Source organism: Streptomyces sp. NPDC017202 (genome assembly GCF_044331705.1).
Taxonomy (GTDB): domain Bacteria; phylum Actinomycetota; class Actinomycetes; order Streptomycetales; family Streptomycetaceae; genus Streptomyces.
Window position 1 is genome coordinate 75,388 of the sequence record NZ_JBIRNP010000010.1, and the last position, 22,948, is coordinate 98,335.

Sequence of the window (22,948 nt, forward strand, 5' to 3'; positions counted from 1 at the left end):
GCCCCCGAGCCGTGCGCGGGCGCGGGGCCGGGCCCCCTGGGGCAGACTGAGGACATGGCCGACCACCATGTTCCGGGCGCGCCGTCGCGGCGGTTCGGCCGGGGCCCGCGGAGCGTGGCGGAGGCCCGGCGGTTCGTGCGGTCCGCGCTGGGGGACGTCCTCGCGCCGGACGCCGTGGACACCGCCGCACTGCTGGTCAGCGAGTTGGTGACCAACGCCCTGCTGCACGCCCGTACCGAGGTCGAGGTCGAGGTCCGGGCGGCCTGCGGTGCGGTGCGCGTCGCGGTGAGCGACCGGCGGCCGGACCTCGGACCGGTGCCCTACACCTACCCCGCGTACGCCGGCACCGGGCAGGGCCTGGCCCTCGTCGGACGGCTGGCGTCCCGGTACGGCGTCGACACCGGCGAGGAGACCAAGACGGTGTGGTTCGAGCTGGGGCCCGGCGCGACACCCGACGGGACGGCGGCGCAGCCGGACGGGTGGGGGACCCCGGCCCCGCCGGCGGGCACCGGGCCCGGCACGTCCGCGGGGTCCGGTACGTCTGCGGGGTCCGGCACGTCCGCGGGGCCCGGCACGGACGCGGCTCCCGGCGCGACCGTGACGCTCATCGACGTGCCCGGGGCGCTGTACTCCGCCTCCCAGCAGCACCGGCACACGCTGCTCCGCGAGGTCGCCCTGGCCCTGGCCGCCGGACACGTCCTGGGCGTCGCACCGGCGGAACTCGCCGCCGCCCAGGACATGAACCACCTGATCAGCGCGAGTGTGACGGCCGCACTGCGGCACCAGGCCGGCGGAGCGGGGATCCGGTCCCTGCCGCTGTCCGTGCCCGCGGACGCCGGCCCCGCGGCGCAGGCGCTGCGCGCGGTGCTCGACCTGGCCGAGGAGGCGGCCCGCGACGGACGGTTCCTCACCCTGCCGGCCCTGCCGCGCGGCCGCGCCTTCCACGAGTGGCTGTGCGACCAGATCATCGGCCAGCTCGCCGGCGAGCCGCCCACCGCGTGGACGGTGGTGCCCCGGGAACCGGGGTCCAGCCTGTCGGAGCCGGTCTCCTGGGACGCCGACCAGGTACGGGCCAGCAGGGTCCCGACGATCGCCGCCGACGAGCGGGGCACGATCGTCGTGGTGAACGGACCGGCGGCGGACCTGCTCGGCTGGCACCCGGACGACCTCGTCGGGCGGCGGCTCACCACGCTCATGCCGGAACACCTCCGCCAACGCCACCGCACGGCGTTCACCTCCCTGATGCTCAGCGGGCAGCCCGGAATCCTGGGCCGCTCGGTGCCGCTCCCCGCACTGCACCGCGACGGTCGGCTCGTCCCCATCCGGCTGTTCGTCCAGTCCCAGGAGATGCCCGACGGCCGCACCGTGTTCGTGGCCCAGCTCACCCCCAGGGCGGCCGCGCCGGACGCCGCGTCGCACCCGCCCGGCCGGGCCCGGCCCCCGGCGCCGCAGCAGCCCGGCGGACCCGCCCCGTCGGCCGTCCCGCAGAACGAGGGCGACGGGGCGGGCATGTCGGCGCTGGAGCGGCTCTCACTCCTGGCCGACACCGGGAACACGCTGAGCAACGCCACCGGCCTCAGCGAGGGCGTCCAGCAGGTGGCCCGCGTCCTCACCGAACGGCTGGCCGACTGGTGCGCGGTGGACCTGTTCACCGCGCGCGCCGCCCAGGTGGACCGCGTCTGCGTCGTCCGCCGTGGCCCCGGAGCGGCGGACCCGGAGGAGCACGAGGGCCGGCTTCCGCCCGTGTCGCAGGCCGCCCGCGGTCCCCTGGCCCGCGCCCTGAGCGGCGCCGGCCCGCTGCTGCTCACCGAGCCCCCACCGCCGGGCCGGGCCACCAGCCCGCTGGACACCCACTACGCGGAACTGCTGCGGAGCATGGACACGCACAGCGCCGTCGTCGCCCCGCTCCGGGCGCGCCGCCAGGTCATCGGCGCGCTCACCGTGGCCCGCGGCGGTGCGGAACAGCCGTTCACCGAGGAGGACCTGCCCCTGATCGACGATCTGGCGCGCGCCCTCGGCCTGGGGGTGGACAACGCCCGCCTCTACCAGGAGACCCGGAACATCGCCGAACGCCTCCAGCGCTCCCTGCTCCCCGCGCTGCCGGAGATCGACCACCTCCGGATCTCCGCCCGCTACGCGGCCTCCTCCACCACCGCCCAGGTCGGCGGCGACTGGTACGACAGCTTCGTCCTCCCCAGCGGGGACACCGCCCTGGTGATCGGCGACGTCGCCGGCCACAACCTCGACGCGGCCATCGCCATGAGCCAGTTGCGCAGCATGCTGCGCGGCATCGCCGTGGACCGGCAGGAACCCCCCGAGACGGTTCTGCGCCGCCTGGACATGGCGAACCACAGCCTCTACCAGGAGGCCACCGCCACCTGCATCTACGGACTCCTCAAAGGCCCCGAGGACGGCCCCTGGGAGCTGGTGCACTCCTCCGCCGGCCATCTGCCGCCCCTCCTGATCAGCGAGGACGGCCGCACCCGCTACCTGGAGGACGGCGCCGGAGTCCTCCTCGGCCTGGACCCCGACCTGCCCCGCCCCCGGGCCCGCGACGCGATCCCGGCGCACTCGACCGTCCTCCTCTACACCGACGGCCTGATCGAACGGCGCGACGAGTGCCTCGGCGACGGCATGGACCGCCTCCGCCGGCACGCCGCCGCGCTGGCCCGCGAACCCCTGGACGTGTTCTGCGACGAACTCCTCATCGGCCTGGGGGCGGACAACGGCGACGACATCGCCCTCCTCGCCGTCCGCCCCACTCCCCGGCGCGGCTCCACGGCGGGTAGATTCCCGGTGTGACAGAGCAGCCGCAGGCCCCCGTCCCCACCGGCTTCGGCCCGCCCCCGCCGCAGTACGCCCCCTCCGTACCGGCACCCGCGCCTGCGCAGGCGCCGCCGGACGCCCCGGAGTTCCTGGCGATGGACAAGCACAGCTCGGTCCTCGTCGACGCGTCGGGCGTGGCCTTCGACATGTACGGCACCGTCGTCGACTTCTCCTGGCCCGAGATCCGCAGCGTCCACTACAAGGCACGCCCCGACGGCAAGGCCCTGATGGTCGCCGTGGTCCACCTGGACGGCCGCGTCTACGAGGCCATGGTGAACGCCAAGCCACAGCACATGCTGCACACCTGGTTCGCCCAACTGGCCTGGGTCCTCGGCTACTACCGCCCGGCGGGCTGACGCCGACTCACAGCAGGTGGTCGGCCTTCCCCGCCTTGATGTCGAGGATCATGGTCCGCAACGCGTCCCGGCTGTCGGTGAGGTAGGCCTCCTCGGCCCCGGCTACGGCGATGTAGGCGTTGCCCTCGGGGTCGGTGCCGAGGCGGAAGCAGCTGGCTCCCTCGCCGCAGAAGGGATCCTCCCAGGTGATGCCGTCCATCTGACGTCTCCGCACAGGCTTTTGGCGATGTCCAGGATGAAGTCCCTTGACGCATCGGGCGAGAGGGCGATGCGCTCCAGCCAGTCCAGGTGCGTACGGTACTTGGCCAACTGCGCCTCCCCGCTGAGAAATTCCGGTCCGTGCGTGCTGCCGACCCGCGAGGTCCTCACGACCCACGGCCTGCGCGACATGCTGGACCCGGCACTGCGATCGGTGGGCGAACCGACCGCGTTGGCAGCCCAGTTCACGGAGTCCGCCAACTTCTACCTCTCCCTCCGCTACCGCGCGGACATCCTGCGAGTGATCGTCTACGGCGACCACCCCTGCTGCACTCAGCCCCACCTCGCCACCGCCTGCGACACCCGCCGCCGAGCTGCACTCCGCCTCCTGGCCTGCTTCTGCCACGCCCGCGACGGAGACTGAGGCTTCGGCGAGTTCCGCGAACCGGGCAGCGGCACCTGGATGTGGGCGAGGCTGCCGGGGGGAGCGCGGCAGCCTACGGTGCGGCTACGGGAAGGGAATGTTGAGCCCGGGGCTGTCTGCGTCCTCCGGGCTGAGGTTCCTCATCGATGTTGAGGTGGTTGGGAGGATTGAGACAGGGCTGACGTGCAAAAGTCCTCCGGCGGCAGGTAATTGTGATCCTCCACGTAATGCACGACCATTGCCGGAGATGCGTATATCGTTCCGTTGTTGTTCGATACGTGAATTTCCCCGCTGCCAAGGAATACGTCGCCACGGGACGTGTGCTCTCTGGCTGTCTCGAAGTCGGGGCACAGTTCGCAAAAATGCATTCCGCGCTGAACGTTGACCGCTTCGCGGGCCAGTTGTGTGAGTGCATCCACCAGACCTTCCGGCGTTGGCCCGGTAGTGTACCGGTGATCCCTGGACAGCCAGCCTACGTTCAGCATGTCCTTATTGGTGTGGTCGTACGTGTATGTGCTCAGGTCGGGAAAGTGTGACATTTTCTCACCAGGGCTTTACGTGCTCGCGGCAGATCAGGACATGAACGGCTCCCATTCTATCGGTGACGATTTCACTGAGTCGAGTGGCAGTGTTCACGGTGATTGACTTGCTGCTGATTGTCAGGTTTTTCGGGGTGTCGACGGTGTAGTTCGGCACAGACTTTCCTGGGCCGAAAGTCTCCACCGGGGGATGCGTTGTTCCAGTTTCAATTTCGTGAGCGAAGGCATCGTTCAGGCGTTCGCCGTCTCTGACGTAGAATTTCAGCCATGTTCCGGGAGGTACCGTCAGGTCTCCCGCTCCGAATTCGTAGTAACCGTGGCCGGAGATGACCTGCGAGTTATCGGTTCTCCCCTTCTGTGTCACGCTCTTGGCCCATTCATGTCCCTCCCCCGTGCCATGGGTGGGTTGCGCGCGCCGGTCCTCCCCCGGAGGGCAAGGGGAAAGGCCGTAGGGGTCCACCCACATGGTGGGATTGACCACGTATGTGGCGGGGTTCGGTGCGGGTTCGAGCCCAAGTGGGTCGGCTGAGAGGTAGCGGGCCGTCTCCGGGTCGTAGTGCCGGAAGTAGTTGTAGTGCAGCCCCGTTTCCGGGTCGTAGTACTGGCCCGGGAACCGCAACGGCGTATAGGTGGTGCTGTTCGTGGTCCAGGCGGTGGTGCCCCAGAGGGTGCTCCTCGTTCGCCAGGCGATCTCGCCCCGCTCGTCGACGAGTTCGCTCGGAGTGCCGACCAGGTCCGTGACGATGGAGAAGAAGCGGGAGTCGATCTCCTCCTGTGGGGCGTCGGCCGTCAGGATGCGTTCGGTCTGGGCGATGGGGTGCAGGCCCCGGTGGTCCCAGGTGAGGGTGACCGGGTGGGGGAGTCCGGCCGACGTGGTGGTCTGCTCGCACAGGGTCGTGCCGTCCCAGGTGAACAGCACCTGTTCGACGACCGTCTCGCCGTCCTCCGCCAGACGCAGCTTCGCCGTGCGGCGGCCCAGTGGGTCGTAGGTGTACCGCCAGCGCGTGCCGTCCGGGGTCGTCACCGACGTCAGGCGGTCCTCGGCGTCCCACTCGTAGCGCCAGGTGTCCGGCTTGCGGGACAGGCGGGTCTTCCGGCGCAGGACGATGCGGCCGAGCGCGTCGTGTTCGTAGCGGACGCGGCCGGCCCGGGTGATGCGGGTGCCCGTGTACTCGCGGTCGCCGGTCGCCTCCCCGCCCGGGTGGGAGGCCGGCCAGGACGCCGAGGTCTGGTTGCCGGCCGCGTCGTACGCGTACGTCTCCGTCCAGTCCGCCGCGTGCACCGCCGTCACCCGGCCCGCCGCGTCCAGGTCGAAGCGGCGGGAGCCGGAGAGCTGGTCGTCGACGCCGGTCAGGTTGCCGTCGGCGCGGTAGGTGTAGGTGCGGGACTGGACGGCGTGGCCGCCCGGCCCCGTCACCGACTGGGTCGTCAGGCGGCCGAGGTCGTCGTAGCCGTGCTCCAGGGTGACCGTCTCGCCGATGCGGCGGGCCAGTTCGCGGCCCGCCTCGTCGTACGTGAAGTCGATCGGGCGGCCCGAGGCCGTCATGCCGGTGCGGCGGCCCGCCGCGTCGTACGACCACGTCGTCACCGCGCCGGTCGGGGTCGTACGGCCCGTTCGGCGGCCCGGGCCGTCGTGCGTGTACGTCAGGGTCCGGCCGTTCACCGTCTCCGAGCGCAACCGCCCGAAGCGGTCGCGCAGCAGTGCCAGCGTGGTGCCGTCCGGGCCCGTCGCCTGCGCGAGCCGGTCGGTCATGTCGTACGCGTATGTCGTGACCCGGCCGGCCGCGTCCTTGCGGATCACCTGCCCCAGCGCGTTGCGCTCGAAGGACACGACCTCGCCCAGGGCGTTCACCCGGGAGACCAGGCGGCCCGCCGCGTCGTACGCGTACGTCAGCGTGCGGTCGTCGAAGTCGGTCTCCGTGACCAGCCGTCCTGCCGCGTCGTACGCGTACGTCCACGTCAGGCCCTGCGGGTTCGTGACCTTCGTCAGCCGCAGCTCCAGGTCGTGGTCGAACGCGTACCGCACGCCGTCCGGGCCCGTCCGGGCCGTCAGCAGGTCGAAGTGCGTGTACTCGAAGTGGGAGACGCCGCCCGTCGCGTCCGTGTGGCTGGTGCAGTTGCCCTCGCCGTCGTAGGTCCAGGACTCCGTCGTGCCGTCGGCTGCCGTACGGCGGGCCGGGCGGCCCTCGACCGTCCACTCCAGGCGGGTCGCCGATCCGGTGGGGTCCGTGATGGTGACGGGCCGGCCGAAGGCGTCGCGTTCGTAGCGGGTGACCGCGCCGAGCGGGTCCGTGATCTCCAGCGGGAGGCCCGCACGGTCGCACACCACCGTGGTCGTGTGGCCGAGGGAGTCGGTCACCGACGTCAGGCGGCCGGCCTCGTCGTAGGCGAAGCGGGTGGTCCGGCCCGCCGGGTCCGTCACCGACGTGCGGTTCCCGCGGTCGTCGTACGTCTGGCGGACGGTCGTGCCGTCCGGGTTCACCACCTTCACCGGCAGCCCGAGGTCGTTGTACTCGGCCCTCGACGCGCGCCCGTCGGGACGGGTCAGCGCGAGCAGATTGCCCGCCTCGTCGTAGGCGAACGTCGTCCGGTGGCCGAGTGGGTCCGTGCGGGAGAGGAGGCGGTGGTACCGGTCGCGTTCGAAGCGGGTGACCGCGCCCAGCGGGTCGGTCTCGGCGATCACCTGGCAGGCGTCGTCGACGGTGTAGCGGCGGGTGTGGCCCTCGGCGGTGGTGGTCGTGGTGACCCGCAGGCCGGTGTCCGGGTCCCGTTCGCCGTACGACAGCCGCAGGCTCATGTGACCGTGCGAGCCGCCCTCGGCGACGCAGCGGTCCCGGTCGTCGTACGCGTAGGTGTAGCCGCGGTCGTTCGTGTCCGTCCAGGAGGTGACGCGGCCTGCCTCGTCGTAGCTGAAGCGCAGGGGCAGGCCGGAGGAGTTGACGACCTCCGTCAGGTTGCCGTCGGTGTAGCAGTAGCGCATCAGCACCTGGTCGGCCGCCGACAGGCGCAGGGCCGTGACCCTGCCCGCCTCCGTGGAGATGCGGACGTCGTGACCGGCGCTGGAGACGATGCCCAGCGGCGTGCCCTCGGCGTCGTACTCGAAGGTGAGCCAGTTGCCGTTGCGGTCGTCGATCTGTTCCAGGACCGCCAGGTCGTCACCGCGGTCGGCGAAGTGCCAGACGCGGCGCGTTTGCGGGTCCGTGATCGTGTAGCCGCCGTCCACGCGGTCCAGCGGCCGGCGCGGGCCGTGACCGGGGAGGGTCGGGAGGCCGGGTGCGGGATGCGGGTAGGCCAGCAGCATGCCGTCCTCGGTGACGAGGACGACACCCTCGGAGTCGATCTCGAGGCGCTGGTCGACCGTCGAGGACCAGGACGGGCCGAACCAGCGTCCGAAGCGGTAGCCCGACTCCACGCGTCGCCGGAAGACGAGGGGTAGGGCGCCCGGCAGCGTCACGTCCGTCTGCGGCAGGTACATCCTGCCGGTGGTGAGGTCGATCGGGTCGGTGGGATCCTTGTCGACCTTGTCCCGGGGATCGGGGGTGTCGTGCTCGGCGGGACGTTCCCTGGCTGTCTCGGCGGCTCCCTTGCCCTCCCTGCGTGCCGCCGACTCGGCGGCCTCTTCCATCCCGGCCTTGACTCCGGCCCGTATGCCGCCCCGGGCCGCGCCCAGCCCCTTGGTTCCGATCAGCTCCGGCAGCAGCCGCCCCGTGCCCTCCGACGGGTCCTTCACGAAGCCGTCCCATGCCGCCTTCGCCGTGCGCTCGGGGTGTGAGGCGGCCGAGACGAGACCGGACAGGGTCATGCTGACGTTCTGGAGGTACTGCGCCGGGTGCGTGACGTTGTAGGGGTCCATCGGGTTGAGGCCGCGGGCGAAGTTCACCAGCCCGGCCGTGCCCTTGACCACGCCGCCCAGGAGGTGCAGGCCCTCGGTGTTGACCGCCGCGAACCCGTCGCCGACGTCCGCCTTGAGGCGGTCGAATGCCGGCGGTTCGGCCGGGGCGTGGGCGAGCGCGGCGGTGACCGAGGTGGCGGCGGTGCGGCCGGCGTCGTTGCGCTGGCGCCGGGCCTCCGCGAGGATCTCGCGGGCACGCGCGATGTCGGCGGAGCCGGGGTCCTCGAATTTTTCCGGGCGCGGGCCGGGTTCCTCGTCCGCCTTGATCTTGGCGTTGTAGGCGTCGACGCGTTTGTTGTACGTCTCCCTTGCCTGCTCGGATGCCTTCTGGCCCTGCTTGTACAGGGCGATGGCGTTCTTCGCCTGGCCCTGTGCCCAGGTCACCGTGTCGGCGAAGTCCTCCAGGGCCTTGGCGGCCTTGTCGCAGGCGTCCGCCGCGCGCAGCCACTTGGCGGGATGCATGGCGAACTTCTCGCGGAAGGTGTCGGCGGCCTCGCCCTTCCAGTGCGAGGAGTCCAGCTTCCGCATGCCCTCGCCGGTCGTGTCGAAGGCCTTCCGGAAGTCCTTGAGGTGCCCGGCAGCCCCACGGATGGCGCCCGGGTCTCCGTGGATCAGCTCGTTCGCCTGGTCGGTCTCGCCGAGCTGCTGTTCCCCCGGAGTCGCCCCGAGCTCCGAGGCGAGACCGTCACCGAAGTCCTCGACCTTGTCGGCCCAGCCCTCGGCACCGACCCTCTCCAGTCCCTCCCCGACGAGGTCGGTGCCCTTGTCGATGCCCTCGCCGAGGAACTTCTTGCCCGCGTCGACACCGTCGCTGACCTTTTCCAGGCCGGAGTCGACCAGGTCGCCGATGTCCATCAGCCGGCGTTCCCGTCTCGCTGCCCCTGCTGCCCCTGCTGCCCCTGCTGTTCCGCGGCCTCGGCCCGCTCCTCCGGCGAGGGACCGAAGGTGTCGTCGAGCCACTGGTCGTACTGTGCGTCATCCACCCCGAACGCACCGTGCAGGTTCTGGGGGTTGAGGTACATCGGCCCTGCCCAGCGCGAGGTCATCACGTCCCGGCCCGCGTCCTTCCAGCCCTGCTTGCTGTTCTCCCACGCCTGCTCGAAGGACTCCTTGCTGTAGTCCGGATTGCGGTAGGCGTCGATGTTGTTCTGGGCCAGCTCGCCCCAGCCCATCCGCGTGATCTCCTCCTCGGAGGCGTACGGGTTGCCCAGCAGCGAGTTCACCCCGACCTTCAGCGCGCCACCGACGTACTCGTCGGTCTCGTGGAGCGTGCCCGCCGCGAGCCCCACGTTCTGCGCGAAGACGTTCCCCTCGATCACGAGCGAGCGCACCCCCCACTCCCAGCGCTCGCAGAACGTCGTGAACGCGGACGTCAGTCCCTCGTGCCCCAACTGCAGTCCCGAGAGGGAGAGTCCGGAGAAGCCCCGGCCCGACCCGGCCATGCTGTCGACACCGATCTCCTTCAACTCGGCCAGCGTCAGGGTGATGCCCCGGGCGATCGAGTCCAGGCCCGACGCCTTGATGTCCTTGCCCCCGTCACCGCTCATCGCGGTTCCTCCCCGTGTGCCGCTCGTACGTCCACCGCCACCGCGTCCGGCACGATCCCCGCCACGGGCGGGAACAGCACGCCGTTCCCCTCGCCGCCCACGTCCAGAGCCACCCCGCACGGCACGCCCGTCGCCCCGACCCCGGCGTCCAGCAACCGGGCTCCCAGCACCCGCCGGTACGGCCACTCGCGTGCGGTTTCGCCCCTCGCGATCGCGAACCGGGCAAGCGCCGACTCGTCGGAGAAGGCGTACAGCCAACGGATCCCGCCGTGGTCCGCGGCCAGGGGCGCCTCGTCCTCACCGACCGGAACGAGGACGGCCGTGCGGCGGAACTCGCCCAGCAGCGCGCCGAACTCGCGACGGACGCGGGCGATGTCATCCGTCCCCGGGAAGGAGGCCGGGGGCTCGGGTGGCGCCGGGACGGGCGAGGGCGGTGCTCCGTCGTCCGGGACGGGACGCCCCTTCGCGGTGGCCGAAGGGGTGCGCTCGTCCCCCGTGCCCGGTCCGGTCAGCTCCGCGTAGTCGTCCAGTGCGGACCTGCGGGTGTGGGCCTCCGGACCGTCCCCGCCCCCCTGTTCAGCCATGTCCGGCATCAAAACACCAGCACATTGCCGACCGCAACGCCGCCCCGCCGGACGGCGGTTCGGTGCTGCGGTCGGCTTCCTCGAGGGCGGCGGGCCTCTGAAACCCTTCAAGGTGAACTTCCCTCCGGGCTCCCGCCACTCGTCCGGGTCCTCGGGGTTACGGCAGCCCGTGCACGTGCGCCCCCACCGTGTTCGACCACGCGTTGCCCGCCGTCGCGTCCCAGTTCGTGGACCAGGTCATCGCGCCACGGAGGTCGGGGTAGGTGCGGGACGGTTTGAAGGTGCCGCAGGAGGTGCCCTTGGTCAGGCAGTCCAGGGCGTTGTTGACGACCGTGGGGGAGACGTAGCCGCTGCCCGCGCCGCGGGTGGAGGCGGGGAGGCCGAGGCCCACCTGGGAGGGGGCGAGGCCGCCTTCGAGCTGGATGCAGGCCAGGGCGGTGAGGAAGTCCACGGAGCCCTGGCTGTAGACCTTGCCGTCGCAGCCCAGCATCGAACCGCTGTTGTAGTACTGCATGTTGACGACCGTGAGGATGTCCTTCACGTTGAGGGCCGTCCGGAAGTAGGAGTTGGACGTCGACTGCATGTCGATGGTCTGCGGGGCCATCGTGAGGACGAGGGACGGTCCCGCCTTCGCCGACAGCGAGCGCAGCGCCTGTGACATGTAGGTCGCGTCGAGGCCGTTCTCCAGGTCGATGTCGACGCCGTCGAAGCCGTACGTCTGCATCAGGGTGTGGAGGGAGTTCGCGAAGTTGGTCGCGGAGGTGGGGTCGTTGACGGTCACCGTGCCGCGTTCGCCGCCGACCGAGATGATCACCTTCTTGCCGGCCGCCTGCTTGGCCTTGATGTCGGCCTTGAACTGGTCGACGGTGTAGCCCTTCAGACCGGCCGAGTCGAGGGTGAAGGTGACCGCGCCCGGAGTCGTCGTCGCGTCGGCGAAGGCGACCGCGATGATGTCGTACCGGTCGGGGACGTCGGAGATCCGCTGGACCGTCGCGCCGTTGTCGAAGTTCTGCCAGTAGCCGGTCACGGCGTGCCTGGGCACCGAGCCCCCGCCGCCCGGTCCGGTCGCGGCCGTCCGCCCGGTCACCGCCGCCGATTTCACCGACTCGCCGGCCGCGTTCGTCGCGGTGACCTGGAAGGAGTACGACGTGGCCGCCGCGAGCCCGGTCACGGTGGCCGAGGTGCCGGTCACCGCCGTCACCTTCGTACCGTCGCGGTAGACGCCGTACCCGGTCGCGCCGGAGACCGCGTTCCAGGCCAGGGAGACGGACGACGTCGTCGTGGCGGAGACGGTGAGGCCGGCCGGGGCGGACGGGACCGTGGGGGCCGGGTCGGTGCCCCCGCCGCCGTCGGGGCCGTACACCGAGACGTCGTCGGCGAGGTAGGCCGCCTGGCCGTACCAGCCGTGCAGGTAGATGGTGACCGAGGTGGTCGACGCGCCGGTGGAGAACGTCGTCGACAACTGCTTCCAGGCGGTGGAGTCCGGCGTCCAGGTGGAGACGTCGGTGGTGCCGGTGCCGGTCGCGCCGAGGTAGGCGTAGCCGCCCTGGACCCAGGCGCTCAGCGTGTAGGCGGAGTTGGGCCGCACGGCGACCGTCTGGGTGCAGCGGGCGTTGTCCTGGCCCGCCGGGGTCGCCTTCAGCGCGGCCGTGCCGCCGTGCACGGGGGAGGTGACGGTGGTCCCGCTGCCCGCGGAACACGTCCAGTTGCCGAGGCCGGACTCGAAGCCGGCGTTCCTGGCGTTGTTGACGTCCGAGTTGACGTCCGCGGCGGACGCCTGGCCCGTGCCCGCGAGGGTGAGGGCGAGCGCGGCGGTGACGGCTCCCGACCAGAGCCGGGCCGATCTTTTAAGTGGGGACATGACAATAAATTGGTCCAGACCAATTCTCTTGTCAAGGGGCCCGTCGGCGGCGGGCCCGCGCGGGCAACCTGCCCCGTTTTGCAGTGACTTGCGCGAAGATCCGTCCGCAGGGGGTCACGGAAAGCTGTTCTCCGGCCACAGAGGCGTGGATACAGTGCTGAGGTAGTCACGCAATGAAGTCACCTCGGTGCGCCGGAGTCACTCCCGGTGGACCGGACCGCGGGAATCGGGGAGCTGCGCGTGCCAACTGCCATTGCCGTGACCGGCGCCGACCTGGCCCTGCCGCCGCAGGACGAACGCACCGTGCCCGCCGCCGTGCTCGACGGCCTGGACCGCCGGCCCCTCGACCAGGCCGTCGCCGACGTCCAGACCCTCCTCGACCAGCACGGGCACCTCGTCGTCGTGTACTCGCGGGCGGTCCCCGCCGCCGTCGAGCAGCGGCTGCACACCGTCCGCTCGCTCCTGGAGAGCGACCGCATCGCCCTGTTCCAACCGGACCTGCCGCCCCTTGGGCTCGCCGTCCTGGCACGCCAGTTGCGCCAGCTCGCCTCCTGCGACCTCAGCCCCGGCGTGCTCGCCTCGGCCGGCCGGCTGCTCACGCACTACATCCACGCCGGCGCGCTCCTCGCCTCCGTGGCCCGCCTCGACCGCGTCCCCGTCGGCCTGACCTCGCACGCCCGGTCGTGGATGCCCGGCAGCCAGTTCGCCGTACTGGCACACCCCCAGCCCCAGCTGGTGAAGGCCGGGCCGGAAGCGGTCCTGCCCGGACCCGAGTTCGGCACCTGGATGCTGGTCGCCCGCGGCCGGCTCCAGTCCGACTGGGTCACCGGCACCCTCGCCCCCGCCTGGCGGACCCAGGGCCTGCGCGAGACGGAGGCGCCCGCCGAGTCCGCCGCCTGGTGGGGCACCGACAAGCTGATCGAGTTCTGCGCCTACCTGCCCGACCTGTCGGTCCTCTACCAACTGGTCACCTCGGTCCGCCAGACCGTGTGCCACTGGTGCGGCGTCGACGTCATCGGCGACCTCTGCGTCTTCTGCTCCGCCACCCCGCCGTCCGCCTCCGAACCCCGCCCCGCCCGCGCGCTCACCGGCGGCGGCCCCCCGCACCGCGCGCTCACCACGGGCGGCTGAGCCGGACGGGACCCCGGACCGCGAGATCCATCCCGGACGCGAAACCGCCGACGCTCCTCCGCCCGCCACCCGCCACGTCCTCCGCCCGCCACGTCCCCCGCCCGCCACCGTCCGCTCGATCCGACCCCAACGAGGTTGCACCGGTTCATGAACTCCCGTCAGCGCCGCGGCGTGATCCTCCTGCTCCTGTCGGTTCTGTGCGCCCTCGGCGCCTTCGCCGGCGTCCTCTCCGTCATCGACGACGTGCAGTCCAAGGTCGGCCCCGAGGTCACCGCCTACCGGGTCAGGGCCGACGTGGCGCCCTACGCACCCCTGACCGCGGACCAGTTCGAGAAGATCGAGATGCCCGAGCGCTGGCTCTCCGGGAACGCGGTGACCGACCTCGCGGGCATCCGCGGCAAGATCGCCGTGACGACCCTGAAGAAGGGCTCCCTGCTCCAGAGCGACATGATCGTCGACCAGCCCGCCCTCCAGGCCGGCCAGCAGGAGGTCGCCATCATGATCGACGCGGCGACCGGCGTCGCCGGGAAGATCACCCCAGGGTCCTCCGTCAACGTCTACGCCACCTTCGAGGGCGCCCGCGAGAGCGACCCCGACCAGTCGAAGATCATCGTCACCAACGCCCGCGTCCTCGACGTCGGCGACCTGCGCGCCCTGAACCCCGACAAGGACGACCGCGGACAGCGGCTCACCGAGGCGGTCCCCATCACCTTCGCGCTGTCCACCCTCGACGCCCAGCGCATCACGTACGCCGAGTCGTTCGCCAAGCGCGTCCGGCTCGCCCTGGTGGCGCCCGGCACTCCCACCACGGTCCCCGACAAGGACCGCACGTACGAACTCGTCACGGACAAGTGAGGGCCGCCGCCATGCCCACGAGGATCCTCCCGGCCGTCGGCGACGCGGACGCGGTCCGCTCCCTCACCAGCCTGCTCAGCCAGCTCCCCGACGCCGAACCCGTCACCCCGGTCGCCGACTCCACCCAGCTCGTCGACACCCTCGCCCGCCTCGCCGCCGAGTCGGTGGACGAACTGCCCGAGGTCGTCATCGTCCACGAGCGCATCGGTCCCGTCCCCGCCCTGGAACTGGTCCGCGACGTCGCCCTGCGCTTCCCCGCGGTCGGCGTCATCCTCGTCACCACCGACGCCGGCCCCGGCCTCTTCTCCGCCGCCATGGACGCCGGCGCCCGCGGCCTGGTCACCCTGCCCCTCGGCTACGAGGACCTCGCCCACCGCGTCCAGGCCGTCGCCCAGTGGTCGGTCGGCGTACGACGCCATCTCGGCCACGGCGGCGACGTGTTCACCGGCGCCGGCGGCACCGTCGTCACGGTCAGCGGCGCCAAGGGAGGCGTCGGCGCGACCCTGCTCGCCGTCCAGCTGGCCCTCGCCGCACAGGCCTCCGGCCGTCCCACCGCCCTCGTCGACCTGGACCTCCAGGCCGGCGACGTCGCCTCCTACCTCGACGTCCAGTTCCGCCGCTCGGTCGTCGACCTCGCCGCGATCACCGACCTCTCGCCCCGCATCCTCGCCGAGGCAGTCTTCCGCCACGACACCGGCGTGGCCCTGCTGCTCGCCCCCGGCGAGGGCGAACGCGGCGAGGAGGTCACCGACCGCGCCGCCCGCCAGATCATCGGCGCCCTGCGCTCCCGCTACGAGGTCGTCGTCGTCGACTGCGGCGCCCAGCTCGGCGGAGCCGGCGCCACCGCGGTCGAGATGGCCGACCGCGCCCTGCTCGTCACCACCCCCGACGTGGTGGCCGTCCGCGGCGCCAAACGCACCGTCCGCATGTGGGACCGCCTCCAGATCCGCAAGGCCGAGGAGACGACGGTCGTCGTCAACCGCCACAGCCGCGCCACGGAGATCCAGCCCGCGCTCGTCCAGAAGATCACCGGTACGCCCGTCGCGGCGACCACGGTCCCCGCCAACTTCAAGGAACTCCAGTCCGCCGTGGACGCCGGCCGCGTCCACGCCCTCGACGCCAAGGGCACCGTCCGCCAGGCCATGTGGGCCCTCGCGGGTGAACTCGGCCTCGTCGCGGCCCCGGAGGGCTCGCAGCACCGCAGGTCCGGCCGGGCGGGGCGCGGCGGCGACCGGGGGGCGGCGGGATTCCGCCGCAGGAGGGAGTGACGTGAGACCAGGGCGAGCGACACGACGGCGTACGGCGTCACGGCATCCGGTGCCATGGCGTAAGGCTTTACTGCGTACGGCTTTACGGCGTCCGGTGCCATGGCGTACGGCATCACGGCGACCGGTACCGGGCCGGCGTGGCGGCGACCGGGGCCAGGTCACCGTCGAGCTCCTCGGCATGACCCCGCTCATCATCGTGACCTTGGTGGTGGTGTGGCAGTTCGTGCTCGTGGGATACACGTTCACGCTCGCGGGGAATGCTGCCGACGAGGCGGTGCGGGCGGGGACGGCGGCGCAGCGGGGGGAGCGGCAGGCCGTGTGCGAACAGGCGGGACTGGCCAAGCTGTCGGACGCGTGGCGCTCCGGGGCCACGGTCAGCTGCCCGACGTCGGGCGGATACGTGACGGCGACCGTCACCCTCCGGGTCCCGGTCCTCTTCCCGGGCGCGATCGACTTCCCGTTCGAGGTGAAGGGGCACGCCGGTGCCGTAGAGGAAGAGGACGGCGACTGACATGGGACGCGGACGCCTCGGACGCGACAGGGTACGCGGACGCCTCGGACGCGACAGGGGACAGGTCGCCCTGGAGTACCTCGGCTTCCTGCCGATCCTGCTGCTCGTCGCGCTGGCCGCCGTACAACTGGGCCTGATCGCGTACGCGGCGCAGCAGGCGGGTACGGCGGCCAGGGCCGGGGCCCGCAGCGCGTCGCTCGGCGAGGGCGCGGGGGGAGCCTGCCGGGGCGCGGTCAGTTCCTGGCTCGCCGGCGGCACCAGCTGCGCCCCCGAGGGGCTGGGCGACGAGGTCCGCGTCACCTCCACCGTCACCATCCCCTCCGTCATCCCCGGCATCGGGGACTTCGGTGAGGCCCACAAGACGGCCACCATGCCGGTCGACCACTGAGGGAAGGGCTTTCGACATGAGCCTGCGGGCACGCATCACCTCGCCCGAGGAGCACGGCGGCCGGGGCGAGGACGGCCACCTGGTCGCCTCCTACCGGGCCAAACTCCTGGAGGAGATCGACCTCGCCGAGATGAGCGCGCTGGCGGCGGCCGAGCGCCGGGCCCGTCTGGAACGGGTGCTGGGGCACATCATCAGCCGCGAGGGCCCGGTGCTGTCCACGACGGAGCGCGCCCAGCTCATCCGCAGGGTGGTCGACGAGGCGCTGGGCCTCGGCATCCTCGAACCGCTCCTGGAGGACGCCTCCATCACCGAGATCATGGTGAACGGCCCGGACGCGATCTTCGTCGAAAGGGTCGGCCGGGTCGAACAGCTGCCGCTGCGCTTCGCCTCCGACGACCAGCTCATGCAGACGATCGAACGCATCGTCTCCACGGTCAACCGCCGCGTCGACGAGACCAACCCGATGGTCGACGCCCGCCTCCCGTCGGGCGAACGCGTCAACGTGATCATCCCCCCGCTGTCCCTCACCGGACCCACCCTCACCATCCGCCGCTTCCCGCGCTCCTTCACCCTGCACGAACTCATCGGCTTCGGCTCGCTGGACGAGCCGATGCTGTACCTGCTGGCGGCACTGGTGCAGGCGAAGTTCAACATCATCGTCTCCGGCGCGACCGGCACCGGGAAGACGACCCTCCTGAACGCCCTCTCCGGGCTCATCCCGGAACACGAACGCATCATCACCATCGAGGACTCGGCCGAACTCCAGCTCCAGCAGTCCCACGTCATCCGTCTGGAGTCCCGGCCCCCGAACGTCGAGGGCAAGGGCCGCATCACCATCCGCGACCTGGTCCGCAACTCGCTGCGCATGCGTCCCGACCGGATCGTGGTCGGCGAGGTCCGCGGCGGCGAGTCCCTGGACATGCTCCAGGCGATGTCGACCGGTCACGACGGCTCCCTGGCCACCGTCCACGCCAACAGCGCCGAGGACGCGCTGATGCGGCTCCAGACGCTGGCGTCCATGTCGGACGTCGAGATCCCGTTCGTCGCCCTGCACGACCAGATCAACAGCGCGGTGGACGTCATCGTCCAGCTCACCCGCTTCGCGGACGGGACCCGGCGGGTGACGGAGATCGCGCTGCTCGACAGCCACGGCGGGGAGCCGTACCGGCTGGCGACCATCGCCCGCTTCAACGCCCGGCCGATGGGCGCGGACGGCCGCATCCACGGCGCCTTCGCCTACCACCCGCTGCCGCGCCGCACCGCCGACCGCCTCTACATGGCGAGCCAGCCGATCCCGCAGGCCTTCGGAGTGGCCCGCACGCTCGACGAGCTGACCACCAGAGAAGCCCGATAGCCCGACAGCAGACCTTCGCGACAGCGCGGCCAGGACGGAAACGGAACAGGACAGGACAGGCAGGACCCCACATGACCCTCCAGAACCTGATCACCCTCACCACCGGCGTGAGTCTGCTGACCTGCTGCCTGGCCGTCGCGGGCGTGCACACCTACGGGCGGGGCCGCGCCCAGCGGGCCGCCCTCGTCGACCGCCTCACCGCCACCGGCCAGGTCCCCCCGGCCGGCCGCCGGCGCCGCTTCCGCACCCTGGACCGCCGCCTGCGCCGCACCGACCTCGGCCGCACCCTGGAACTGCGGCTGACGGCCACCGGCCTGGACGTGACGCCGGGCGAGTTCCTCGCCTACATGCTGACGGCGGTCGCGGCCCTGTGGCTGATCGGCCAGGCCACCCTGGCGCCCTTCTTCGGCCCCCTGGCCGGACTGCTCGGCATCTGGGCCGCCTGGCAGTTCCTCAACTGGCAGCGCCAGAAACGCATCGAACGCTTCATCAACCAACTCCCCGAACTGGCCCGCATCCTGGCCAACGCCACCAACGCGGGCCTCGCCCTGCGCACCGCGATCGGCATGGCAGCGGAGGAACTGGAGGCCCCCGCCGGCGAGGAGCTGGCCAAGGTCGCCAACCAACTGGCCGTCGGCCACTCCCTGGACGACGCCCTCGGCGAACTCGCCGACCGCCTCCCCTCCCGCGAACTCGTCGTCCTGGTCACCACCCTCGTCCTGTCCAACCGGGCCGGCGGCCAGGTGGTGGGCGCCCTGCGCAACCTCACGGAGACGCTGGAGGAGCGCAAGGAGACCCGCCGCGAGGTCCGTACCCAGCTGTCCCAGGTGAACATGACCTCCTACGCGGTGCCTGCGCTGGGGGTGGGCGCCCTGTTCCTCATGGACAGCGTCGCGGACGGCACCCTCGACCGCATGACGGGATCGGCCGCCGGCCAGGCCAGCGTGATCATCGCCTTCGCCCTGTACGCCGTCGGCTTCGTCCTCATCCGCCGCATGTCCCGCATCGACGTCTGAGGACCGGAGGCCGGAGACCGGGAACCGGCTACCGGGGACCGGGGACTTCGGGACCGAGGGAGGAATCGACCGCCATGGAACTTCTGCTCGCACTCGTCATGGGCCTCGCCGTCTGGGGCGTCTTCGCCGGCCTGCGCATGTACCGCGCCGAGGTGAAGCTGCCCAGCGACCTCGCCCTGGCGCTGGAGGTCGGCGCCACCCGCACCGGTGCCGTCGGCTCTCTCGTCGACCGCCTCGGCATGCGGTACGCCCCCGCGGTCCTGCGGCTCATGGGACCCCGGCAGGTCGCCAGGTACCGCCGCAGGATCGACCTCGCGGGCAACCCCGGCGGCCTGACGATCGACCGCTACGCGGCCCGCCGCGCGGTCTACGGGGCGATCGGCGCCCTCGGCGCCCTGGCCGCGCTGCTCCAGGGCAGCTTCTTCCTCGCCCTCCTCATGACCGCGTTCGGCCTGTTCTGGTCCGAGGTCGGCATCTGGGCGGCGATCCGGGTCCGCAGGGACGCCATCGAACGCACCCTGCCGGACTTCCTGGACGTCCTCGCCGTCGTCGTGAGCGCGGGCCTCGGCTTCCGCCAGGCCCTCGACCGGGTGGCGTCCCGGTACGCGGGCCCCTGGGCCGACGAGATCCGGATCACGCTCCGCCAGATGGACCTCGGTATGAGCCGCCGCGACGCCTTCGCCGAACTCCGCCGCCGCAACGACTCCGAGCAGGTCGCCATGTTCGTCACCGCACTCCAGCAGGGCGAGGAACTGGGCGCGCCGATCGTCGACACGCTGGTCGCGATCGCCAAGGACATGCGCCGCACGGACGCCCAGAACGCCCGCCGCAAGGCCGCCCGCGCGGTCCCCAAGGCCACGCTGATGATCACGACGTTCATGGTCCCGGCCACGATGCTCCTCCTCGGCGCGGGCATGCTGCTGGGCTCCGGCACGGACTTCAGCTCGATCACGGGCGAGTAGGTGAGCGGGATGACGGCCATGACGGCCACTCCGGGGCGACGCGGCGGCCTGCTGCGCCGCCGCCGTGCACGGACGGAGGAAGCCGCCGCGGCGGCCGGCGTTCCCGCCGCGGGTCCGGACCTCGCGGACGCCCCCGGTGCCGCCGCCGTCCGCGCCACCGCCGCCCGCGACGGCGCGCCCGCGGCCGAGCCCCCGGCCGCGCGGCGGGAGGCCGAGCCACCCCTGCCGCTCCAGGTCAACGCGCTCCAGGCGATGTGCCGCCAGGTCTTCGGCTTCCGGCTCGCCATGATCGCCCTGGCCGCCCCGGCCGCCCTCCTCAACGCCTCACCGGGCCTGGGGACCCGCCTGGTCGGCGCAGCCGTGGTCATCACCTTCATGGGCTCCTACGTCCTCTTCCGGGACTGGGAACGCTTCGGCCCCCTCCTGCTGCGCCACCCCACCCTGCTCGCCGTGGACACCCTCTTCGGCACCCTGCTGCTGATCTCCGCGGGCCCCGACACCACGCTCGCCTACGTCAGCGTCTGCACCCCCCTCCTCGCCGGCATCGTCTACGGCTGGCGGGGCGCCGCGGGTTTCGCCTCGCTCCAGTCGCTGATCCTGCTGCTGGTCCACACCACCCTGGAACGGGAGTCCGGCGCCGGCCTCGCGGAGAGGCTGCTGCTCCCCGGCTTCTGCGTCATCACCGGGGCCGTGGGCTCAGCCCTGCGCGGCCTCATGCTCCGCTTCGGCACCGCGACCCTGGCCCTGACCACGGTCAAGGCCCGGCTGGCCGTGACCCAGGCGGTCGCGGCCGAACGCGCCCGGCTGGCGCGCGAGATGCACGACTCCGTCGCCAAGACCCTGCACGGCGTGGCCCTCGCGGCGGACGGCCTGGCCCGTTCGGCCGGGTCGGCGACCATGGACCCGGACCGCGTCCGGCAACAGGCCGAACTGGTCGCCCGCGCCGCCCGCCGCGCCGCCGCCGAGTCCCGCGAACTCCTCACCGACCTGCGCCGCGAGACGGACCCGGACCAGGGCGTCGACCTCCTGCGCGAACTGGCCGCCCACACCCGCGCCTTCGCCGACCGGACCGGCCTGCCCGCCACCTACCACCCCACGGGCGACCGCACCGAGCTCCCCGTCCCGCCCGCGGTGGCCCGACACCTGCTGACCATCGCCGCGGAGGCCATGGAGAACGCCCACCGGCACGCCCACCCCACCCGCGTCGAGGTACGGGCAGGCGTGCGCGACGGGCTCCTCGACGTCGGCGTCCTCGACGACGGACCCGGCCTGCCGCCCGGCACAGACCTCGAACAGCTGCGCCGCACCGGGCACTTCGGACTCGTCGGCATGGCGGAGCGGGCCGCGACCGTCGGTGCCCGCCTCCGCTTCGGCGACGGTCTTCACCCCCGCGGCACCGGAGTGTTCCTGGAACTTCCGCTCGCGGCGGTCACGGCCTCGACACCATGACCGGCACGCCGTACACCCCGACCACCCGCCCCCCGAGAGGAGGCCGCCCGATGCCGGACCAGCCGCCCGCCACCCCCCTGGGTGACGCCTTCGCACCGCCGCCCCCGTCCACGCCGGTGCGTGTGGTGGTGGCCGACGACAACCCCGTGGTCCGCGCCGGCCTGACCGCTCTCCTCTCCGGCGTGGAGGACATCACGGTGGTCGCCGAGGCCGCCGACGGCCGCCAGGCCTACGAGGCCGCCCTCCACCACCGCCCCGACCTCGTCCTGCTCGACGTCCGCATGCCCGGCGTGGACGGCCTCTCGGCGCTGCCCCACCTGGTGCGGATCGCCCCCGTCGTGATGCTCACCTACAGCAGCGAGTCGGAGGTCGTCCAGGAGGCCCTGCGGCGCGGGGCGGGCGGCTACCTGGTGCACGGCGAGTTCACCGTCACGGAACTTCTCTCCGCCATCCGGGACATCGTGGCCGGGCGGGCCCACTTCACCCCCACGGCGGCGACGGCGGTGCTCGCCCACCTCCGCTCCTCCGATGCGACTGCACATGATGACGCCCCTTCAGAAACCTTATCGCCCGCGACTTACCGAGAACGGCTTTCGCATGTGCAACCCCTTGTGGGACAGTCGGTCGGGGCACACCAACTCAGCGCGAGGGAGGCGGAGATCATGGACCTGATCGCGGCGGGCCTGACCAACCAGCAGATCGCCGCCGCCTGCTTCATCAGCGAGAAGACGGTCAAGAACCACATCAACCGCATCTTCGCCAAGCTCCACAGCACCAGCCGTTCCGAAGCGGCGGCCAAGTGGCTGGGAACGGCGGTGACCCCGTGACGAGCCGCCGCACCCCCGGTTGGGCCCGCGATTGGGCCCTGGGACCCTCCGCCGGGACTGCCGTCCCGCCCTACGTTCCTCATGCCGGTAACGCCTCAAACGGAGGGGAACGCCATGAGCGACCTCATGCTGAAGACCGTCGTCGCGGCCAAGGTCCGGGTGAGCGGCTGGAAGAACACGACGGCCCGGGCCGCCCGTCGCCGCGGCGACCGGGGACAGACCGCGGTCGAGTACCTGGGCATCATCGCGGTGGTGGTGGCGATCGTGGTGCTGATCGCGAACACGAACCTGGGGGCGACCATCGTCAACAAGCTCACAGCTCAGATCGCCAAGGTGGCTCCCTGACGCCTTTACGCGCGCGCGGCGACGCAGGGCAGGTCTTCCCCATCTACCTCACGGTGGTGGCGGGCCTGCTCTTTCTCGCGTTCGCGTACTTCGCGGTCGGCCAGGCCGCGGTGAACCGCAACGGCGCCCAGACCGCCGCCGACGCGGCGGCGCTGGCGGCCGCGCAGGAGACCAGGGACGGACTTGCGGGCCTGTGGGTGGAGGACGTTCTCGATCCCACGAAATGGCAGGACATCTTCGACGGCGACGGGTTGGGGCTTCCTGACCCTTGCTGGCGCGCCCACGAGCTTGCCGCACAGAACGATGCCACTGTGGACGACTGCTCCCCGGACCGGCTGCGATTCCGTGTCACCGTCCAGGCGAACAAGACGGCGGGGGATTCCGTCATTCCGGCCACGAGTACCACGAAGGCGCACGCTGACGCCGTCGCCGTGATCGAACCACTGTGCGCGTTCGAGCTCCCGGGTGAGGATGCCGATGAGGACGTACTGCCGAAGCTCACTTGCGAGGACGGGGACTGGGAGCTGGATCCTGACGCCCTCGGCGATCTCCCCGGGCCCGAAGACCTCTTCGACGTCCACCTGGCCGACTGACGCGCGAACGACGAGTGGAGAA

At 71.8% G+C, this 22,948-nt stretch carries 21 protein-coding genes; 15 read left to right on the plus strand and 6 right to left on the minus strand.

Annotation, left to right across the window (positions count from 1 at the left end; translation table 11 throughout):
* Positions 1-54: 54 nt before the first annotated feature.
* Both ACH4N1_RS20580 and ACH4N1_RS20585 read left to right on the plus strand, forming a co-directional pair.
* Positions 55-2,802: a SpoIIE family protein phosphatase gene (locus ACH4N1_RS20580; RefSeq protein ID WP_398098881.1), complete on the plus strand. Its 2,748-nt coding sequence runs from the start codon at positions 55-57 to the stop codon at positions 2,800-2,802.
* On the plus strand, positions 2,799-3,182 hold the full coding sequence (locus ACH4N1_RS20585; protein WP_398098882.1) for a hypothetical protein: 384 nt from the start codon (positions 2,799-2,801) through the stop codon (positions 3,180-3,182). Before ACH4N1_RS20580 ends, ACH4N1_RS20585 begins: the two co-directional genes overlap by 4 nt.
* Before the next feature lie 7 nt (positions 3,183-3,189).
* Here ACH4N1_RS20585 and ACH4N1_RS20590 read toward each other — a convergent pair whose 3' ends face one another.
* Positions 3,190-3,372: a hypothetical protein gene (locus ACH4N1_RS20590; protein WP_398099175.1), complete on the minus strand. Its 183-nt coding sequence runs from the start codon at positions 3,370-3,372 to the stop codon at positions 3,190-3,192.
* Positions 3,285-3,572, minus strand: coding sequence for a hypothetical protein (locus tag ACH4N1_RS20595; RefSeq protein ID WP_398099177.1), 288 nt, complete (start codon positions 3,570-3,572; stop codon positions 3,285-3,287). The genes ACH4N1_RS20590 and ACH4N1_RS20595 overlap by 88 nt, the downstream gene beginning before the upstream one ends.
* On the opposite strand from ACH4N1_RS20595, the gene ACH4N1_RS20600 reads away from it, so the two are divergent.
* A complete protein-coding gene (locus ACH4N1_RS20600) occupies positions 3,526-3,804 on the plus strand; it encodes a hypothetical protein (protein WP_398099194.1) in 279 nt (92 codons plus the stop codon). The genes ACH4N1_RS20595 and ACH4N1_RS20600 overlap by 47 nt on opposite strands.
* Before the next feature lie 543 nt (positions 3,805-4,347).
* On the opposite strand, the gene ACH4N1_RS20605 is transcribed toward ACH4N1_RS20600, so the two are convergent.
* The 4 genes from ACH4N1_RS20605 to ACH4N1_RS20620 all read right to left on the minus strand — a co-directional run bounded on the left by ACH4N1_RS20605 (position 4,348) and on the right by ACH4N1_RS20620 (position 12,227).
* A complete protein-coding gene (locus tag ACH4N1_RS20605; RefSeq protein WP_398098884.1) occupies positions 4,348-9,090 on the minus strand; it encodes a putative T7SS-secreted protein in 4,743 nt (1,580 codons plus the stop codon).
* A complete protein-coding gene (locus ACH4N1_RS20610) occupies positions 9,090-9,782 on the minus strand; it encodes a hypothetical protein (protein WP_398098886.1) in 693 nt (230 codons plus the stop codon). Before ACH4N1_RS20610 ends, ACH4N1_RS20605 begins: the two co-directional genes overlap by 1 nt.
* Positions 9,779-10,366 carry a hypothetical protein gene (locus ACH4N1_RS20615; protein ID WP_398098887.1) on the minus strand — a complete coding sequence of 196 codons (588 nt, stop codon included), beginning with the start codon at positions 10,364-10,366 and terminating at the stop codon, positions 9,779-9,781. Before ACH4N1_RS20615 ends, ACH4N1_RS20610 begins: the two co-directional genes overlap by 4 nt.
* Before the next feature lie 157 nt (positions 10,367-10,523).
* A complete protein-coding gene (locus ACH4N1_RS20620) occupies positions 10,524-12,227 on the minus strand; it encodes a chitinase (protein WP_398098889.1) in 1,704 nt (567 codons plus the stop codon).
* A gap of 240 nt (positions 12,228-12,467) precedes the next feature.
* Between ACH4N1_RS20620 and ACH4N1_RS20625 the strand changes: the two genes are divergently transcribed.
* From ACH4N1_RS20625 to ACH4N1_RS20680, 12 genes are all read left to right on the plus strand, one after another.
* On the plus strand, positions 12,468-13,358 hold the full coding sequence (locus tag ACH4N1_RS20625) for a hypothetical protein (RefSeq protein WP_398098890.1): 891 nt from the start codon (positions 12,468-12,470) through the stop codon (positions 13,356-13,358).
* A gap of 147 nt (positions 13,359-13,505) precedes the next feature.
* Positions 13,506-14,213 carry a Flp pilus assembly protein CpaB gene (cpaB, locus tag ACH4N1_RS20630; RefSeq protein ID WP_398098892.1) on the plus strand — a complete coding sequence of 236 codons (708 nt, stop codon included), beginning with the start codon at positions 13,506-13,508 and terminating at the stop codon, positions 14,211-14,213.
* A gap of 11 nt (positions 14,214-14,224) precedes the next feature.
* A complete protein-coding gene (locus ACH4N1_RS20635) occupies positions 14,225-15,481 on the plus strand; it encodes a CpaE family protein (RefSeq protein WP_398098894.1) in 1,257 nt (418 codons plus the stop codon).
* A gap of 178 nt (positions 15,482-15,659) precedes the next feature.
* Positions 15,660-15,992, plus strand: coding sequence for a pilus assembly protein (locus ACH4N1_RS20640; RefSeq protein WP_398098896.1), 333 nt, complete (start codon positions 15,660-15,662; stop codon positions 15,990-15,992).
* Position 15,993: 1 nt separating this feature from the next.
* A complete protein-coding gene (locus ACH4N1_RS20645; RefSeq protein ID WP_398098898.1) occupies positions 15,994-16,380 on the plus strand; it encodes a TadE/TadG family type IV pilus assembly protein in 387 nt (128 codons plus the stop codon).
* 16 nt (positions 16,381-16,396) lie between these two features.
* Positions 16,397-17,734 carry a CpaF family protein gene (locus tag ACH4N1_RS20650; protein WP_398098900.1) on the plus strand — a complete coding sequence of 446 codons (1,338 nt, stop codon included), beginning with the start codon at positions 16,397-16,399 and terminating at the stop codon, positions 17,732-17,734.
* A 71-nt stretch (positions 17,735-17,805) separates the two neighbouring features.
* Positions 17,806-18,750 (plus strand): type II secretion system F family protein, encoded by a 945-nt coding sequence (locus tag ACH4N1_RS20655; RefSeq protein ID WP_398098902.1) that lies wholly within the window; start codon positions 17,806-17,808, stop codon positions 18,748-18,750.
* A 74-nt stretch (positions 18,751-18,824) separates the two neighbouring features.
* Entirely contained in the window at positions 18,825-19,712 is an 888-nt protein-coding gene (locus ACH4N1_RS20660) for a DUF5936 domain-containing protein (RefSeq protein WP_398098904.1), read from the plus strand.
* Positions 19,713-19,730: 18 nt separating this feature from the next.
* Complete coding sequence (locus tag ACH4N1_RS20665) at positions 19,731-21,161, plus strand: sensor histidine kinase (RefSeq protein ID WP_398099179.1); 1,431 nt, start codon at positions 19,731-19,733, stop codon at positions 21,159-21,161.
* A gap of 50 nt (positions 21,162-21,211) precedes the next feature.
* A complete protein-coding gene (locus ACH4N1_RS20670) occupies positions 21,212-21,988 on the plus strand; it encodes a response regulator (protein WP_398098906.1) in 777 nt (258 codons plus the stop codon).
* A 114-nt stretch (positions 21,989-22,102) separates the two neighbouring features.
* Positions 22,103-22,333, plus strand: coding sequence for a Flp family type IVb pilin (locus ACH4N1_RS20675; protein ID WP_398098908.1), 231 nt, complete (start codon positions 22,103-22,105; stop codon positions 22,331-22,333).
* The gene (locus ACH4N1_RS20680) at positions 22,330-22,926 is read left to right on the plus strand and encodes a pilus assembly protein TadG-related protein (RefSeq protein ID WP_398099181.1); all 597 of its coding nucleotides are present in this window, start codon (positions 22,330-22,332) and stop codon (positions 22,924-22,926) included. The genes ACH4N1_RS20675 and ACH4N1_RS20680 overlap by 4 nt, the downstream gene beginning before the upstream one ends.
* The last annotated feature ends 22 nt before the right edge of the window (positions 22,927-22,948 follow it).